13 protein-coding genes are annotated in these 16,336 nt (G+C 72.7%); 9 read left to right on the top strand and 4 right to left on the bottom strand.

Features of this window, described 5'->3' with window-relative positions; genetic code table 11:
• Positions 1-2,115, top strand: a 2,115-nt coding sequence (locus tag DKT69_RS08180; RefSeq protein ID WP_236647397.1) for a multicopper oxidase family protein, incomplete at its 5' end; no start/stop codon positions are given.
• A 13-nt stretch (positions 2,116-2,128) separates the two neighbouring features.
• On the opposite strand, the gene DKT69_RS08175 is transcribed toward DKT69_RS08180, so the two are convergent.
• Positions 2,129-3,499: an RNA-guided endonuclease InsQ/TnpB family protein gene (locus DKT69_RS08175; protein WP_201749537.1), complete on the bottom strand. Its 1,371-nt coding sequence runs from the start codon at positions 3,497-3,499 to the stop codon at positions 2,129-2,131.
• Between the two features lie 301 nt (positions 3,500-3,800).
• On the opposite strand from DKT69_RS08175, the gene DKT69_RS08170 reads away from it, so the two are divergent.
• The 8 genes from DKT69_RS08170 (at position 3,801) to DKT69_RS08135 (ending at position 10,727) form a co-directional block, all read left to right on the top strand.
• Positions 3,801-5,036 carry a ketosynthase chain-length factor gene (locus tag DKT69_RS08170; protein WP_109800975.1) on the top strand — a complete coding sequence of 412 codons (1,236 nt, stop codon included), beginning with the start codon at positions 3,801-3,803 and terminating at the stop codon, positions 5,034-5,036.
• A gap of 38 nt (positions 5,037-5,074) precedes the next feature.
• On the top strand, positions 5,075-5,332 hold the full coding sequence (locus tag DKT69_RS08165; RefSeq protein ID WP_109800972.1) for an acyl carrier protein: 258 nt from the start codon (positions 5,075-5,077) through the stop codon (positions 5,330-5,332).
• 1 nt (position 5,333) lies between these two features.
• On the top strand, positions 5,334-5,804 hold the full coding sequence (locus tag DKT69_RS08160) for an SRPBCC family protein (RefSeq protein WP_109800971.1): 471 nt from the start codon (positions 5,334-5,336) through the stop codon (positions 5,802-5,804).
• Positions 5,805-5,855: 51 nt separating this feature from the next.
• Positions 5,856-6,608: an SDR family NAD(P)-dependent oxidoreductase gene (locus DKT69_RS08155; RefSeq protein WP_109800970.1), complete on the top strand. Its 753-nt coding sequence runs from the start codon at positions 5,856-5,858 to the stop codon at positions 6,606-6,608.
• Positions 6,608-6,955 (top strand): antibiotic biosynthesis monooxygenase family protein, encoded by a 348-nt coding sequence (locus DKT69_RS08150; protein WP_109800969.1) that lies wholly within the window; start codon positions 6,608-6,610, stop codon positions 6,953-6,955. Before DKT69_RS08155 ends, DKT69_RS08150 begins: the two co-directional genes overlap by 1 nt.
• 133 nt (positions 6,956-7,088) lie before the next feature.
• The gene (locus DKT69_RS08145) at positions 7,089-8,807 is read left to right on the top strand and encodes an acetyl-CoA carboxylase carboxyltransferase subunit alpha/beta (RefSeq protein WP_109800968.1); all 1,719 of its coding nucleotides are present in this window, start codon (positions 7,089-7,091) and stop codon (positions 8,805-8,807) included.
• Between the two features lies 1 nt (position 8,808).
• Positions 8,809-9,345, top strand: coding sequence for an acetyl-CoA carboxylase biotin carboxyl carrier protein (gene accB / locus DKT69_RS08140; protein ID WP_109800967.1), 537 nt, complete (start codon positions 8,809-8,811; stop codon positions 9,343-9,345).
• Positions 9,342-10,727: an acetyl-CoA carboxylase biotin carboxylase subunit gene (locus tag DKT69_RS08135; protein ID WP_109800966.1), complete on the top strand. Its 1,386-nt coding sequence runs from the start codon at positions 9,342-9,344 to the stop codon at positions 10,725-10,727. Before accB ends, DKT69_RS08135 begins: the two co-directional genes overlap by 4 nt.
• Positions 10,728-10,856: 129 nt before the next feature.
• Here DKT69_RS08135 and DKT69_RS08130 read toward each other — a convergent pair whose 3' ends face one another.
• From DKT69_RS08130 to DKT69_RS08120, 3 genes are all read right to left on the bottom strand, one after another.
• On the bottom strand, positions 10,857-12,632 hold the full coding sequence (locus DKT69_RS08130; RefSeq protein ID WP_161557783.1) for an AfsR/SARP family transcriptional regulator: 1,776 nt from the start codon (positions 12,630-12,632) through the stop codon (positions 10,857-10,859).
• Between the two features lie 1,025 nt (positions 12,633-13,657).
• Positions 13,658-14,173 carry a flavin reductase family protein gene (locus tag DKT69_RS08125; RefSeq protein ID WP_236647396.1) on the bottom strand — a complete coding sequence of 172 codons (516 nt, stop codon included), beginning with the start codon at positions 14,171-14,173 and terminating at the stop codon, positions 13,658-13,660.
• Between the two features lie 64 nt (positions 14,174-14,237).
• On the bottom strand, positions 14,238-16,004 hold the full coding sequence (locus tag DKT69_RS08120) for a tryptophan halogenase family protein (protein WP_109800964.1): 1,767 nt from the start codon (positions 16,002-16,004) through the stop codon (positions 14,238-14,240).
• Positions 16,005-16,336 lie beyond the last annotated feature (332 nt).

Below are 16,336 nucleotides of genomic sequence, written 5' to 3'. Positions count from 1 at the left end.
CGCCTATCGGAGAGGACAGCTGTGTTCGAGCCGTCGATCCCCGCGTACGACGACAACTTCAACTACGACTTCATGGTCGCCCTGGTCCTGCTCGGCTACTGGGCCCTGCTCGCCCGCCGGTTGTACCGGCTGCCGCACGCACCCACCGCCGCCCGGCTGCGCCGGTCGAGCCGCCGACTGGCGATCGCCGCCCTCGTCGGGGCGCTGTTCGTACCGGCCCGGCTGGTCACCTCGCTGGTGCTCTACGGGTACGGCTGGCACTTCGCCGCCGACCGGCTGCTGATCGGCGTACCCCTGGTGGCGCTGCCGACGCTGGCCACCCTGCTGGTCACCGTGCCCGCGCTGCACCGGCTCGGCCGGCCGTCGCCGGACGACGCCGAGGAGGTGGCCGCCCCGCCGGCGTCCCGCGCCGCGGCCGCGCCGCGGGTGTCGTTCCCGGCCCGCGCGGTCGCCGTCGGCGGGCTGGTCTCCTTCGTCATGATCCTCTTCGCGCCGGCTCCGCCGCTGCTGGCGCCGGCGCTCGTCAGCTACGGCGTGGTGGCCCCGGTCCTGGTGGTGATCTGGCGCCGGCACGCCGACCGGGTGCGGGACGGGGTGGTGCGACCGCTGCCGCGCGGCGCGGCCCGGGCGCGCCGGGTCGCGGTGGCCACCGCGGCCGTCCTCGTCCTGGTCGGCGGCTACGCCGGCTGGGACTGGCAGACCAGCAAGCTGCCCGACGACTACCGCATGACGGAGCAAGCGATGACCTATGGCACAGGCCCCGGACCGGTGGACCACTCGGCGCACTCGCACGGCGCCGGCCTGCCGGACCGCCCGCTGACCCAGTTCACCGGCCCGGCCGGCAAGCCCGACAAGCGGTTCACCCTCGTCGCCACGGACGCCAGGCTGAGGCTCAGCTCCGGCGCCACCGTCGACGCGACCGCCTTCAACGGCCAGATCCCCGGGCCCGAGCTGCGGGTCCGGCAGGGCGACCTGGTCGAGGTGACCCTGGTCAACCGGACCACGGACACGCCCACCACGGTGCACTGGCACGGGCTGGACGTGCCCAACGCCGAGGACGGCGTCGCCGGCCTCACCCAGGACGCCGTGCCGCCGGGTGGCAGCCACGTCTACCGGTGGCGCGCCGGGCAGGTCGGCACCTACTGGTACCACTCGCACCAGGCGTCCTCGACCCAGGTCCGGCGCGGCCTGTTCGGCCCCCTGGTCATCGATCCGGCCCCGCCGGCTCCGGCCGGGGTGCGCGAGTTCGTGGTCGCCGCGCACGTCTTCGACACCGACAAGGGCGACACCAGCACCCTCAACGCCGCCGACACCCTCCGGCGGGAATCCGTCCCGCCGGGCACCCCGGTCCGGATCCGGCTGATCAACGCGGACAACTTCCGCAAGTACTTCACCCTGGCCGGTACGCCGTTCAAGGTCACCGCGGTCGACGGTGGCCCCGTCAACGCCCCCACCGACCTGTACCGGACCAAGCTCATGCTCGGCGGCGGCGGCCGGTACGACCTGGAGTTCACCATGCCGTCCGCGCCGGTCCGGCTGACCGACCTGGCCGCGGTCGGCGCCGGCCTGCTGCTCAGCCCCGACGGGCAGGGCGAGCTGGCGCCGCTGACCGACGGGCCGGAGTTCGACGCCACCCGTTACGGCAGCCCGGCGGCCACCCCGTTCGGACCGGACAGCGACTTCGACCGCAGCTTCGACCTGGTGCTGGACAACCGGCCGGGGTTCTACGACGGCCAGCCCTACTACCTGTGGACGATCAACGGGCACGTCTCGCCGCACGTGCCGATGCTGATGGTGCGCGAGGGCGAGCTGGTCAAGGTGACGATCAGCAACCGCAGCTTCCTGGAACACCCCATGCATTTGCACGGCCACCACGTTCTTGTGCTGAGCCGCAACGGCCACCGGGCCACCGGCAGCCCACTCTGGCTGGACACCGTCACCCTGCTCTCCGGGGAGTCCTACGAGCTGGCCTTCCGGGCCGACAACCCCGGACTGTGGATGGACCACTGCCACAACCTCAAGCACGCCGCGATGGGCATGACCATGCACCTCGGCTACGAGGGGATCAGCACCCCGTTCCACGCCGGTCGGGCCACCGGCAACACCTCCGATTGACGTTCTCTCCGCCCTAACGGACGGCGATTCCCTCCACGCTGCGCGTGGCACACGCCGCGTCCGGGTGGATTACCGCTTCGCCGCGCGGTGCCACCATCGCTGGTGGTCTGACCCGCGCTCCACGGTCGTTTAGGTTGTCCGCCCGTCCGGCGGCCAACACGTTCATCGCCGCGTTGATGTCCCGGTCGTGGTCGGCCCCGCAGGGGCAGGTCCACGACCGGACATTCAACGCGATTTTGTCGTTAATCCGCCCACAGTCGGAGCACATCCGGGTCGACGGGAAGAACCGGTCCACCCGGGCGAAGGTCCGCCCGTACCTGGCGGCCTTATACTCCAACATGCCGGTGAAGTCGGCCCACCCGGCGTCGTGTACCGACTTGGCGAGCCGGGTGCGGCCGAGACCGACGACGCAGTCCTCGACGTACACCGCTTGGTTGTCGCGGATAATCGCCGTGGACAGTTTGTGCTGCCAGTCCCGCCGAGTGTCGGTCACCCGCGCATGAGCACGAGCGACCTTCACGACGGCCTTTTGGCGCCTGTTCGATCCCTTGATCTTCCGGGAAAGGGTTTGCTGCAACCGCCTGAGCTTGCGGGCGGCGCGGCGCAGGAACTTCGGCGCCGTGACCTTCGTGCCGTCGGACAGGACGGCGAAGTGGGTCAGGCCCAGGTCGATGCCAATCTCCGACTCGACCGGCGGCAACGTTTCGTCCTCGGCCGTGGTCACCACGAACGAGGCGAAGTACCGGCCCGCCGCATCCTTAATGATCGTCACGGATGACGGGTCCGAGGGAAGCCGGCGCGACCAGCGCACGGGCAGGTCGCCGATCTTCGGCAACCTGAGCCGGCCGTTGTCCAGCACGGCGAACCGGGAGTTCTTGGTAAACCGGATCGCCTGCCGGTTGTCCTTGCGTGAGCGGAACCGGGGCGGCGCCACAGTGCGTCCCTTGCGCTTCCCGGTGACCGAGGCGAAGAAGTTGCGGTACGCCGCGTTCAGATCAGCGAGGGCCTGCTGGAGGACGACCGATGAAACCTCGCCCAGCCACGCCCGCTCCGCTGTGGTCTTGGCCTGGGTGATGATGTGCTTGGACAGATCCCCGTCCGACACGTACGGCTGATTGTTCTCCCGCGCCGTCTGCCGTGCGCGCAGCCCGTCGTTGAAGACCACCCGAGCGCACCCAAACGCCTTCGCCAGCGATCTGCGCTGGCTCGGGGTCGGGTATACGCGGTAGTTGTAACGGAGCATCACCCCCACAGCGTGCCATCGATGCATGGCTGACTTGGAGAACATTCGCGTGTCTCGCGCTGAATGCGTCAAGGGTCCCAGGATCTGGCACGCCACTGCTACCGGGCCAACCGGTTCCTGCGTCGGTGCATCGAGCAGCAAACCGCCTGCCTAAAGCACCCGCGGACCGGGTCCTCCCGCGCGGACCTTCACCCCTGCCCCCGAAAGGAGTACCCGCCCGCATTCTGATAGCGCATCCAGCCCGCCCCCGCACGGCCGCCAAACCCCGGCCGACATCGACGGGGATCGGGGCCGTAGTTCGTCCGCGCACCGATCAAGATCGGCCCGCGCTCCGGCCGGCGCGGAGCGTCGAGCCGGCCTTGAGAGGAACTGGACAGCTCCCGGGTGCACTGGCAGCGGCCCGAGGAGAGGCCCGCGGCCACACAACGGGAAGGTGGTGCTGATGAGCGCATCGGACGCCGACGTCGGCGCGGTCGTCACCGGCATCGGGGTCACCGCGCCGACCGGCATCGGGATCCACGCGCACTGGCAGTCGGTGCTGGACGGCAAGACGGGGATCGGCAGGATCACCCGCTTCGACCCGGAGAGCTACCCCGTCCGGTACGCCGGGCAGGTCCCCGGCTTCGCCGCGCGGGAGCGGGTGCCCGGCCGGTTGATCCCGCAGACCGACCACTGGACGCACCTGGCCCTGGCCGCCGCCGACGACGCCCTGGGCGACGCCGGCGTCGACCCGGCCGGGCTGCCGGAGTACGAGATGGCGGTGGTCACCTCCAGCTCCTCCGGGGGCACCGAGTTCGGCCAGCACGAGATGGAGCGGCTGTACCGCAACGGCCCGTCCTGGGTCGGGGCGTACCAGTCGATCGCCTGGTTCTACGCGGCGACCACCGGTCAGGTGTCGATCCGACACGGCATGCGCGGTCCCTGCGGGGTGATCTGCGCGGAGCAGGCCGGTGGGCTGGACGCCCTCGGCCAGGCGCGCCGGCTGGCCCGCTCCGGTTACCGGCTGGTGGTCAGCGGCGGCACCGACGCGTCGCTCTGCCCGTACGGCCTCAGCGCGCAGCTGGCCACCGGCCGTCTTTCCACTGTGGACGACCCGACCCGGGCGTACCTGCCCTTCGACGCCGGGGCCAGCGGGTACCTGCCCGGCGAGGGCGGGGCCATCCTGATCGTGGAGAACGGTCGGCACGCCCGCGAGCGCGGGGCCGGCGAGGGCTACGGCAGCATCCTCGGCTACGCGGCCGGCTTCGACCCGCCGCCCGGCTCCGAGCGGCCCCCGGCGCTGCGCCGGACCGTCACCGCCGCGCTGGCCGACGCGCGGCTGGCGCCGGGCGACGTCGACGTGGTCTTCGCCGACGCCGCCGGCAGTCCGGACCTGGACGCGGCCGAGTCCGCGGCGATCACCGCGGTGTTCGGCCAACGCGGGGTGCCGGTCACCGCCCCGAAGACCCTCACCGGCCGGCTGTACGGCGGCGGCGCGCCGCTGGACGTCGCCACCGCGCTGCTCGCGGTCCGGGACGGGGTCGTCCCGCCCACCGTCGGGGTGACCCGCCCGGACCCGGACCTGGACCTGGTCCTCGGTGAGCCCCGGGAGCTGCCGCTGCGGCGGGCCCTGGTGCTGGCCCGGGGCCACGGCGGCTTCACCGCCGCCATGGTGGTCGGGACGTCCCGCCGCCGTTGACCGTCACCCACCGATCCACGACGAACGGAGCGAGAGCGATGACGAGCTTCACCCTGGACGACCTTCGCGAGCTGCTGGGCAGCATCGCCGGGGTCGACGAGTTTACCGACCTGTCCGGCGACATCGCCGACGTGCCGCTGGCCGACCTGGGTTACGACTCACTGGCCATGCTGGAGCTGGCCGGCCACGTGCAGCGCCGCTACGGGGTGTCGATCCCGGACGAGGCGGTGGAGCGGATGACCACCCCGCGCGGCACCGTCGACTACATCAACGCGCAGTTCGCGACGGTGGGCTGAGATGGCCGGGCACACCGACAACGCGGTGGTCGTCGACGCCCCGCTGGAACTGGTCTGGGAGTTGACCAACGACATCGAGTCGTGGCCGAGACTGTTCAGCGAGTACGCCGAGGCCACTGTGCTGGACCGCCGGCCGGACGGCTCGGTGCTGTTCCGGCTCGCCCTGCATCCGGACGAGAACGGCAAGGTCTGGTCCTGGGTGTCGGCCCGGGCGGCCGACCGGCAGACCTGGACGGTCCGCTCGCACCGGGTGGAGACCGGGGTCTTCAAGTACATGTCGCTGTTCTGGGAGTACACGCCGGTCGAGGGCGGGGTGCGGCTGCGCTGGGTGCAGGACTTCGAGATGAAGCCCGGCGCCCCGCTCGACGACGCCGGGATGCAGGAGCGGCTCAACCGCAACACCGCCGTCCAGCAGCAGCTGATCAAGGAGAAGGTCGAGGCCGCCGCCCGCCGGGGCGTACCGGTCAGCTGAGCGCCCGGCCCGGGCGCACCGGGCGCGGCGAACCGACATGGAGGAACCACGATGGATCTGGAACTGGCTGGAAAGAAGGCCCTGGTCACCGGGGGCACCCGGGGCGTGGGCCGGGGCATCGTCCTGGCCCTGGCCCGGCACGGTGTCGACGTGCTCACCTGCTACCGGCAGGAGAGCGAGGCGGTCACCTCGCTGGAGCGCGAGCTCAAGGAGATCGGCGGCCAGCACCACCTGGTCCGCGCCGACCTGGCCGACCCGGAGCAGGTCGGCACGCTGATGGCCGAGACGCGCAGCCGGTTCGGCCGGCTCGACCTGGTGGTCAACAACGCCGGCGCGATCAGCCACGTGCCGTACGAGCAGCTCACCTTGGCGCAGTGGCAGCGGGTGATCGACACCAACCTGACCGCGGTGCACCTGGTCACCCAGGCGGCCATCCCGATGATGACGGCCGGCGGCTCGGTGGTGAGCATCGGCTCGAAGTCCTCGGAGGTGGGCATCCCGCTGCGGGCCCATTACACGGCCACCAAGGCGGCGCTGCGCGGCCTGACCCGCTCGCTGGCGAAGGAGTACGGGGCGAAGGGGCTGCGCTTCAACGTGCTCGCCCTCGGGGTCATCCGTACCGAGGCGATGGACGCGATGCCGGCGCAGCAGCACGAGCTGCTGACGAAGCGCTACCAGGACAAGACCGCGCTGGGCCGGCTCGGCGAGCCGGACGAGGTGGCCGGGGCGGTGCTCTGGCTGGCCAGCGACCTGTCCCGGTACGTCACCGGCGCCACCGTGCACGTCGACGGGGGGATCTCCTGATGGCCGAGGGACCGTTCCGGGTGATGCTGCGGATGCAGATCAAGCCGGGCATGCAGGAGGAGTTCGAGCGGGTCTGGCTGGAGGTCGGCGACTCCGTCACCAGCCACCCGGCGAACCTGGGGCAGTGGCTCTCCCGCGACGAGGAGGAGGGCGTCTACTGGATCGTCAGTGACTGGGTGGACGAGCCCCGGTTCCGCGAGTTCGAGCACAGCGACCGGCACCTGGAGCACCGGACCAGGCTGCACCCGTACCGGTCGGGCGGCTCGATGACCACGATGCGGGTGGTCGCCCACCTGTCCGGCGCGGCGAGCGCCGGGAGCCACGGGGAATGGGCCGGCGTCCGGTGACGCGCCGGCCGCCCGTCCGGCGTGCCGGGGGACCGGGCGCCGGGCGGGCGGCCGGCCGCACCGCACGACCGGCAACCGACGGCGGTAATCCCGCGCCCCGCGCGAGGCCGGGCACGGACGATCGGAGCGGAACATGACCAGTACGGTTCCTGCGCCGGCGCGGGGCGCCACCGCCGCGCCGGCCGTCCCGGCCACCCCGGCCGACGGGGAGTGGCTGACCTGCGGTGGCTGCCGGGTGCTGCTGTACCGCAAGCGGTTCGACCGGCTGTTGGGGGTGTGCCCGGAGTGCGGGTGGCACAGCCGGCTGACCGTGGACGAGCGGCTGCGCAGCCTGCTCGACCCCGACTCGGTGCGACCGGTGACGCCGGCGGAGTCGGTGCATGATCCGCTGAACTTCACCGACCTGGTCGACTACCCGGGCCGGTTGTCCCGGGCCCGGGAGAGCACCGGCCTCGCCGACGCGGTCCGGGTGGTCCGGGGTCGGATCCAGGGCCACCCGGTGGTGGTGGCGGTGATGGACTTCCGCTTTCTCGGCGGCAGCCTGGGGGTGGCCGCCGGCGAGGCGGTGACCGCCGCCGCGGAGGCCGCCCTGGCCGACTCCTGCGCGCTGCTGATCGTCACCGCCTCCGGCGGGGCCCGGATGCAGGAGGGCGCGCTGGCGCTGATGCAGATGGCCAAGACCGGCAACGCGCTGCGCGCCCTGGACGAGGCGGGGCTGCTCACGATCACCCTGGTGACCGACCCGACGTACGGCGGGGTCGCGGCCTCGTTCGCCACGCTGACCGACGTCATCATCGCCGAGCCCGGTGCCCGGATGGGCTTCGCCGGCCCGCGGGTCATCGCGCAGACCATCCGCCAGGAGCTGCCCCCGGGCTTCCAGACCGCGGAGTTCCTGCTGGAGCGGGGCCTGGTCGACGGGGTACGCGCCCGGGGCGAGCTGCCGTGGGTGCTGGGCCAGTTGCTGGCGGCGGCCGCCCCGGCGCCGGCGGACTGGGGTGGGGCGGCGGTGGACCCCGTGCTGCGCGACCCGGCCGCCCTGGTCCGCCGACCGCCCGCCGAGGTGGTCCGGCTGGCCCGGCACCTCGACCGGCCCACGCTCACCGACCACCTCACCGAGTGGCTGGACGGCTTCGTCGAGCTGCGCGGCGCCCGCGACGGCGCGGGGGACTGCCGGGCGGTGGTGGGTGGCCTGGGGGTGCTGGACGGGCTGCCGGTGCTGGTGATCGGGCACCAGAAGGGGCACAGCACCGAGGAACTGGTGCGGCACTCCTTCGGCATGCCCTCGCCCGCCGGCTACCGCAAGGCCGCCCGGCTGATGCGGCTCGCCGCGAAGCTGCGGGTGGCGATCGTGACCCTGGTGGACACCGCCGGGGCCCATCCCGGGCTGGCGGCGGAGGAGCAGGGCCAGGCGGTCGCCATCGCGGAGTCCATCGCGCTGATGGGCAGCCTGCCGGTGCCGGTGGTCACGGTGATCACCGGTGAGGGAGGCAGCGGCGGCGCGCTGGCGTTGGCGGTGGCGGACCGGGTGCTGCTGACCGCGAACGGCACGTACTCGGTGATCAGTCCGGAGGGTTGCGCGGCGATCCTCTGGCGCAGCCCGGAGCGGGCGGCCGACGCGGCGGCCGCGCTGGGTGTGGACGCCGGGTCCCTGCTGCGGCTCGGCGTGGTCGACGGGGTGGTGCCGGAACCGCCGGGCGGCGCCCACCTCGACCCGGCGCGCGCGTCCCGGCTGGTCCGGGACGCCGTGGTCGTCGCCCTGCGCGAGCTGCGGACCAGTGACGGACCGACCCTGGTCGCCAGGCGGCGGGCCCGGTTCCGGCGGTTCGGTCTGACCAACGATAGGAGGCCCTGACATGACCATCACTCCTGCTCCCACCACGACCCCCGTGCCGGCCGATCCGGGCGGGCTGGACGCGGCGGTGGCGGTGTTGCACGCGGAGGCCGCGATGGAGGTGCTGCACCGCAGCGTCCTCGGGGTGGCCCGCTCGGTCAGCGGCGCGCCGAGCCGGATCAGCGTCCGTTTCGGCTGCGCCAGCATCGACGTCGAGTGGCCGGACGCGACCGCGTCCGGGGGTGGGACGCCCGTCACCGTGTTCGCCGAGACGCCCGCGACCCAGGTCGACGCCGGGGCGGAGGCCGGCCGGCACGAGCTGCGGTCACCGCTGGTGGGCACCTTCTACCGGGCGATCGAGCCGGGCGCCAAGCCGTTCGTCGAGGTCGGCGACCTCGTCGAGGTCGGCCAGCAGGTCGGCATCGTGGAGGCGATGAAGCTGATGAATCCGCTGGTGGCGGACCTGGCCGGGCGGGTGGTCGAGATCGCGGTGGCCGACGGCGAGCCGGTCGAGTACGAGCAGCCGCTGCTGGTGATCGAGCCCTGGGAGGGCGAGTGAGCGGGCGGGAGGCCACCTTCGACACGGTGCTGGTGGCCAACCGCGGCGAGATCGCGCTGCGGGTGGTGCGTAGCTGTCGGGAGATGGGGATCCGCAGCGTGGTGGCGTACTCCACCGCGGATCGCGAGTCGGCGGCGGTGCGCGCCGCCGATGAGGCGGTGCACATCGGACCGGGGCCGGCCAAGCAGAGCTACCTGTACCCGCCGGCGCTGATCGAGGCGGCGCTGCGCACCGGCGCGCAGGCCGTGCACCCGGGCTACGGGTTCCTCTCCGAGGATCCCGACTTCGCCGAGATCTGCGCCCGCAACGGGCTGGTCTTCATCGGACCCCGACCGGAGGTGATGGCGCGCCTCGGCGACAAGTCGTTGGCCCGGCGGTTGATGACCGACGCCGGCCTGCCGGTGCTGCCGGGCACCCTCGAGCCGGTCGGCAGCGCCAGCGAGATCCTGGCCGCCGGGCACCGGGTCGGCTTCCCGGTGATCATCAAGGCGGCGGCCGGCGGGGGCGGCCGGGGGATGAGCGTGGTGCGGCGCGCGGAGGACCTGCTGCCCGCGTTCCGCGCCACCCGGGCCGCGGCCCGCTCGGTCTTCGGCGACGACCGGGTCTACCTGGAGCGCTTCCTGGAACCCGCCCGGCACGTGGAGATCCAGGTGCTCGCCGACGGGCACGGCAACGTGGTGCACCTCGGCGAGCGGGACTGCTCGGTGCAGCGCCGGCACCAGAAGCTCGTCGAGGAGAGCCCGGCCCCGGGCCTGCCCCGGCGGATCGCCGACGCGCTGGCCGAGGCGGCGGTACGGGGCGCCCGGGCGGTCGGCTTCACCGGCGCGGGCACCTTCGAGTTCCTGGTGGCCGGCGAGGAGACCGCGTTCATCGAGGTGAACTCGCGGATCCAGGTGGAGCACCCGGTCACCGAGGCGGTCACCGGCATCGACCTGGTCCGCGAACAGATCCGGGTGGCGGCCGGCCTGCCGCTGTCGGTGACGCAGGACGACGTCCGGCCGCGCGGGGTGGCGGTGGAGTGCCGGGTCAACGCCGAGGACCCGGCCCGGGACTACGCCCCCTGCCCGGGGGAGTTGACGGAGTTCGTCCCGCCCGGCGGCCCGTTCGTCCGGGTGGACACCCACGCCTACCCGGGCTGGCGGATCTCGCCGTACTACGACTCGCTGCTGGCCAAGGTGATCGTCTGGGGGCCGGACCGGGACCAGGCGCTGGACCGGATGGACCGGGCGCTGGCCGAGTTCCGGATCGCCGGGCGGGGCGTCCGCACCACCGTGCCCCGGCTGCGGGAGGTGCTGGCCGACCCGGTGTTCCGGGCGGCGGAGCACTCCACGGCGTTGCTGGACGAGATGGCGGCGGCGCCGGGCGTACGCCTGGCCGGGTGACGGGTCCGTCCCGGCGGCGTCACCCCGGGGAGCAGGTGCGGCGACGGCCGCGACGGTCAGAGACCGTCGCGGCCGTCGGCGTTTCCGGGCCGTCGCCCCCGGGCCGGTGGAGCCGACCCGGGGGCGGGTTCAGCGCCCCACCGCGAGCTGCTGGCTGATGCTGCGCAGGGTCGGCAGGAACCGGTAGTTGTACCCGACGAGCTGGTCGTCCGGCGGCTCGGCACCGATCAGGTGCAGCTCCACCAGCTCCTCCAGGACCGACTCGGCGGCGTGCTCGTCGACGCCGAGCACGCTGGCGGCGGTGCCCAGCGAGACCGGCTGCTGCACCAGCCCGGCGAGCTGGCCCAGCGCGGTCTGCACCGCCCGCGGCGCGAGCCGGTACGTCCGTTCCACGCTGGCCCGCAGCCGCAGCGGGTCGCCGCAGGGGCGGTCCATCTCCCGCCGCTTCCAGGCGATCAGCCGGGCGATGCTCCAGTGCGGCCGGGAGAGCAGCATCGACGCGGCGACGTGCAGCGCCGACGGCAGCCCGTCGCAGAGGTAGACCAGCTCGCGGGCGATCAGCGGTTCCCGTTCGATCCGCCGCCGGCCGATCGCGGCGGCCAGCAGTTGCAGGCTGCCGTCGACGTCCAGCGGGGGCAGGTGGAGGGTCTCGCTGATGGACGGCGTAGAGAGCCGACGCCGGCTGGTCACCAGCACCGCGCTGGCGCGGCTCGACGGCAGCAGCGGCGCCAGCTGTTCGCTGTCGGCCACGTCGTCGAGGAGGACGAGCACGTTCCGGTCCGCGGTCAGCGAGCGGAACATCCGGCTGCGCTCGTCGAGCGAGGTCGGCAGCGCCTCGTCGGGCACCCCCAGTGCCCGCAGGAACCCGGCGAGCACCTCGCCCAGGTCGGCCCGCCCGCCGTCGCCGTCGAGCAGCCGGGCGTAGAGCTGGCCGTCGGGGTGGTGGTCGCGGACCTGGTGGGCGGCGTGCACGCTGAGCGCGGTGGCGCCGCAGCCGGGCGGCCCGGCGACGACCACCACGGCCGGGGCGTTGCGGGGCGTACGGCCCAGCGCGGCCAGCACCGCCGCCAGCTCGGTGTCCCGGCCGACCAGCGCGGGCCCCTTCGGGGGGAGCTGGCTGGGCGGCGCGGACCGGACCACCACGGCGGCCGGCTCGGTCGGCGCCGGCGGTGGCTCCAGGGCGAGGTCGCCCTCCAGCATCGAGCGGTGCAGCCGCTGGGTGTCCAGCGACGGGTCCAGGCCCAGCTCCCGGGCCAGGGCCGTGCGCAGGTTCTGGTAGACGGCGAGCGCGTCGGGGCGGCGCCCGGCGCGGTAGAGGGCGAGCATCAGCTTGGCGTGGAAGCCCTCGTGGGTGGGTTGCTTGGCCACCAGCGCGGTCAGCTCGCCCAGCACCTCGTGGTGCCGGCCGAGCTGCAGGTCGGCCTGGATTCGGGACTCCAGGGCGCTCTTGTGCATCTCCTCCAGTCGCAACGCCTCGACCTGCAGCAGCGGCCCGAGGCTGACGTCCACCAGGGACGGACCGCGCCAGAGCCGCAGCGCGTCGGCCAGGGTGGCCGCCGCGGTGGCTGGATCACCCGCCTCCAGTTGCGCCCGGCCCAGGGCGGCCAGCCGGCCGAAGCGGCGGGCGTCGAGGGCGTCCGGCGCGAGCGAGAGGACGTATCCGTAGGCGGAGGTCCGCAGCGACGGCGTCCCCGCCGTGGGGGGCAGCTGCCCCCGGGCGTTGGGTACGCCGAGCCGCAGCAGCTTGCGCAGCTGGTAGACGTACGTCTGGAGTGTGGTGGTGACGCTGGCGGGAGGGTTGTCCTCCCACAGCTCCTCGATGATCTGGTCGGTCCGCACGACGACGTTGCCGTTGAGCGCGAGAAGGCTGAGCGCTCGGCGGAGTTTGGGCGCCGAGGGTGTCACGACCGCACGGTCGCGTACCACCTCCAGCGGTCCTAGGATCGAAATCTGCACGACAACCACTTCCCCCTTGTGGTCGAAGTCGCTGCTGATCCGCCCCCGCACCAGGGTCGGACGTCGACTTCGAGAGTGCCTGGTATCAGGCTGGGTCGATGCCATCTTTCACCGCTCGAAAAGCGCTGGAGCGCGGATAGAGCCCCCTTTCTCGAAGTCCTCCGCTCGTCCCTTTTCGCGGCAAACGCCGGGCGAATGCACAAGCGGGGTGGATGCGCAACGCATTAATATCCACCAATCGGTTGACCCCTGCCTCCGACGGTTCGCCGGGGGGACGGGGGTCGGCCAAAACCGGACAGTCGGGGTGTTTCCCGTGAACCCGCGCGCTCGGACGACCGCAACCGGCCCGCCCTTCCTCGCCCGGAAAGCTCGATACGGATCCCACGGTGTCCGACAATCCGTCATTGTGGGCGCCCGCGCAATGTCGGATCTCCGGCTTTCGATCCGACCGGCTCTTTCCTTACCGAGAGTACCCGAAACATTCGGTAACAAATGGCGGACGGCCGACTGTCGGAAAGTCGCTGTATTGGTCCCGGTCAGCGGAGAAAACATTGTCAAGCGACCCAATAATGGGAATCTGGACAAAGCCCTCCGGACGGCGCCGCCGTACGCCCGTCGGCCGTGGTGACGGCGTTGCGCGAGGCGGGCCCGCGGCAAGCGGTCGCCCGGGTCGCCCGGCCCGTCGGGAACCTCGTCGCGGGACCTCTCCTACGGCAGGCGTGTCACCGACAGTGATCGCATCACGTGCAATTTGCAATGGTTGCTTCGGGGCGGATTCCACGAAGTGGATTCGACCCCCGAACGACACAATTTCCGTGCACGGGCAACGGCCCGAGCGGGCGGCGACCCGATTCCCGGGCCCGGGACCGACCCCGGCCGGAACGACACGATCCCCGGGCCCGTGGACCGGACCGGCGCTGAGGCGCGACGGTGACCGGTCCCCGGGCCCGGGGATCAGTGCGGATGGCCGGCGGTCAGCCGGCCGGCCAGGCGGCGAACCGGCGCTGCCCGTACAGCAGCGGATCCCGGCCCGGCTCGCGGACGATGCGCCGCACCTCGCCGAAGACCACCACGTGGTCGCCGACCGGCTCGGTGCGCGCCACGGCGCAGTGCGCCACGGCGAGCGCGTCGTCGGCCAGGTGCGGCCCCGCCGCCTCCGGCCCGGCGTCCCAGCGCACCCGGGAGAACCGGTCCGGGTCGCCGGAGGCGAACAGCCGCGCCGTCTGCGACGCGCGGTCGTGCAGCAGGTTCACCGCGAAGCGGGAACCGGCGACGATCGCGGCCAGCGTGGGGCTGCCGCGCCAGACGCAGACCAGCAACGTCGGCGGGCTGAGCGTCACGCTGCACACCGACGAGCAGGTCATGCCGTGCGGCCGGCCGTCCGGCCCGAACGCCGTCAGCACGGCCACGCCGGTGGGGAACTCGGCCATCAGGCCCCGGAAGTCGGTCGAGGTGGGCCCGGCGGCCCGCTCGGCGAGGGAATCTGTCACGTCGCACCACCTCAGGGATCGGGCGGGGGTCGGCCGGCGCGCCGGACCGGACCCCCGGCGTCGGTCAGTTCATCCCGATGTACGGGGCGATGTGCCGGCCGGCCCAGCTGTCGAAGTCCTCCAGCAACTGCTTGTTCAGCTCCGGGTGCTCGGCGAAGGCCTTCAGCGCGTCCGCCTGGGTCATCGCCTTCGCCACCAGGGCGTCGGCCGCCTTGCGCCGCTGCCACCAGTCGTCGTTGGTCTCCGTGCGCTCCAGCAGGGTCGCCGGCACCTTCTGGCCGAGCAGCAGGTTGTCGATGCCCGCCAGGCCGAAGAAGGTCGGCGCCGCGCCCAGTGCCAGGTCCAGCAGGAAGGGGTCCCGCCGGGTCAGCGGCGCGCCGTTGGCGTACAGGTCCAGCAGCGGCTTGAAGCCGGAGACGTCGCAGCGCTCCCGGACGTCCTTCCAGAACGGGGTGTCCAGCTTGGTGTTGAACTTGTAGTGGATGCCGAGGAACCAGCGGATCGCGTCCCAGCGCTGGCCGAGGCCGAGGTTGACCACGTCCCGGGCCGGGGTCTCGGACCACGAGGTGGGCAGGGTGGCCACCATCGCCTGGATGGAGAGCGCGCTCATCAGCAGGCCCGTGGACTCCAGCGGCTCGACGAAGGCGTACGAGTTGCCGATCGCGTAGACGTTGCCCCGCCAGGCCTTGTCGTGCCGGCCGCTGCGGAAGCGCACCTGGCGCAGCCCGTCGACGGTGGGGAAGCGCTCCTTGATCTCGTCGGCCGCCTGCTCGTCGCTGATGTGGTCGGTCGAGTAGACGTAGCCGATGTGGTCGCTCTCCGGGGTGGGGATGTTCCAGGTCCACCCGGCCTGCATGGTGGTCGCCGAGGTGTACGGCTTGAGCACCCCGTCGTGCGGCATGTTGCCGGTGACCGCCGAGTTGGTGAAGAGCGTGTCGGCGTAGCTGTGGAACGGCGTGCCGAGGGTCTTGCCGAGCAGCATCGACCGGAAGCCGGTGCAGTCGACGTAGAAGTCGAACTTCAGCTCGCGCCCGTCGGTGGTGGTCAGGTGGTCGACCCACTCCTCGCCGCCGAGCACCACGTCGGCCAGCCGCGCCTCGACGTGCTTGATGCCGCGCTGCTCGGCCAGCTCGGTGAGGTAGCCGACGAACCGGGCGTTGTCCAGGTGGTACGCGAACGGCAGGTACTTCATCAGCGAGACCGGCTTGCCGTCCACCTCGAAGACCGCCGAGCGGTCGGCCATCATCATCAGCGACTGGAGGGTGAAGCCGTTGACGCTGCCGGTGGCGTCCAGCGCGCCGAGGCCGCCGATGGAATGGTGGTGCCAGTCGAAGGTGGCCATGAACGGCTCGTCGTCCGCCGGCCCCCAGTCGAACCTGATGCCGAGCTTCCAGGTCGGCATCACCTTCCGGTACAGCTCGTTGGCGTCGATGCCCAGGTAGTGGTGCAGGAACATCACCATGTAGGTCACCGTCGCCTCGCCGACGCCGATGATCGGGATCTCCTTCGACTGCACCAGGGTGACGTCCAGCCACGGCCGCTTCGCCTTCAGCGCCAGCGCGGCCATGAAGCCGGCGGTGCCGCCGCCGATGACGCCGACCGAGCGGACCCCCTGCGGGTCGTCGTCGGCCGGGCGGCGCCGGTCGCTCGCCACCGCCTCGTGGTGCTGGGTGAGCGCCCGCGGGTTGAGCACACCCGGCATGCCCTGGCCGTTCGCGCCGCCCAGCCAGTCGCGTACCGCGTCCGCGTCGGACTCGGTGAGGCTCTCGACCAGCGTGTCCAGCTGGGTCCTGGTGGTGGGGCCGCCGAAGCCGCCCATGTTTCCGTACATTCCGCACTCCCGACCGTCGTTGGATGGATGGCCCCGCCGGCTCCGTCCGGGCGGGGCGGGGTGCCGCCCGGGTGGGTCCGGACCCGTCGGCGCCGGTGCCGCCGACCGGGATCGACCCGGCCACGGCCACTGTGCGCAGGCCGGCTCGAACCCCGCTGGAGCGTCGCTCAGGGTGCCCGGGCCCGCGCCGGGCCCGCTGGCGCGCACCCGCCGGCTCGCTCGCCGGTCGAGGCCGGTTCGAGGGGTACGCGCCACGCTGGCCGCCGGCCGGCCGCTGCCGCGGCAAGCCGGCGGACACGGAAGGGGCGGGCGATGGCAGCGGACGACGGCAA

Origin of the sequence: Micromonospora sicca, from assembly GCF_003172935.1 — a bacterium.
Lineage (GTDB): Bacteria > Actinomycetota > Actinomycetes > Mycobacteriales > Micromonosporaceae > Micromonospora > Micromonospora sicca.
The sequence above is the reverse complement of the archived record's forward strand: the minus strand, read 5'-3'. Positions and strand labels throughout refer to the sequence as shown.

Coding starts and splice junctions, on each gene's coding strand:
- DKT69_RS08155 (WP_109800970.1), top strand. CDS start 5,856: ATGGATCTGGAACTGGCTGGAAAGAAGGCCCTGGTCACCGGGGGCACC.
- DKT69_RS08170 (WP_109800975.1), top strand. CDS start 3,801: ATGAGCGCATCGGACGCCGACGTCGGCGCGGTCGTCACCGGCATCGGG.
- accB (WP_109800967.1), top strand. CDS start 8,809: ATGACCATCACTCCTGCTCCCACCACGACCCCCGTGCCGGCCGATCCG.
- DKT69_RS08165 (WP_109800972.1), top strand. CDS start 5,075: ATGACGAGCTTCACCCTGGACGACCTTCGCGAGCTGCTGGGCAGCATC.
- DKT69_RS08160 (WP_109800971.1), top strand. CDS start 5,334: ATGGCCGGGCACACCGACAACGCGGTGGTCGTCGACGCCCCGCTGGAA.
- DKT69_RS08145 (WP_109800968.1), top strand. CDS start 7,089: ATGACCAGTACGGTTCCTGCGCCGGCGCGGGGCGCCACCGCCGCGCCG.
- DKT69_RS08150 (WP_109800969.1), top strand. CDS start 6,608: ATGGCCGAGGGACCGTTCCGGGTGATGCTGCGGATGCAGATCAAGCCG.
- DKT69_RS08120 (WP_109800964.1), bottom strand. CDS start 16,004: ATGTACGGAAACATGGGCGGCTTCGGCGGCCCCACCACCAGGACCCAG.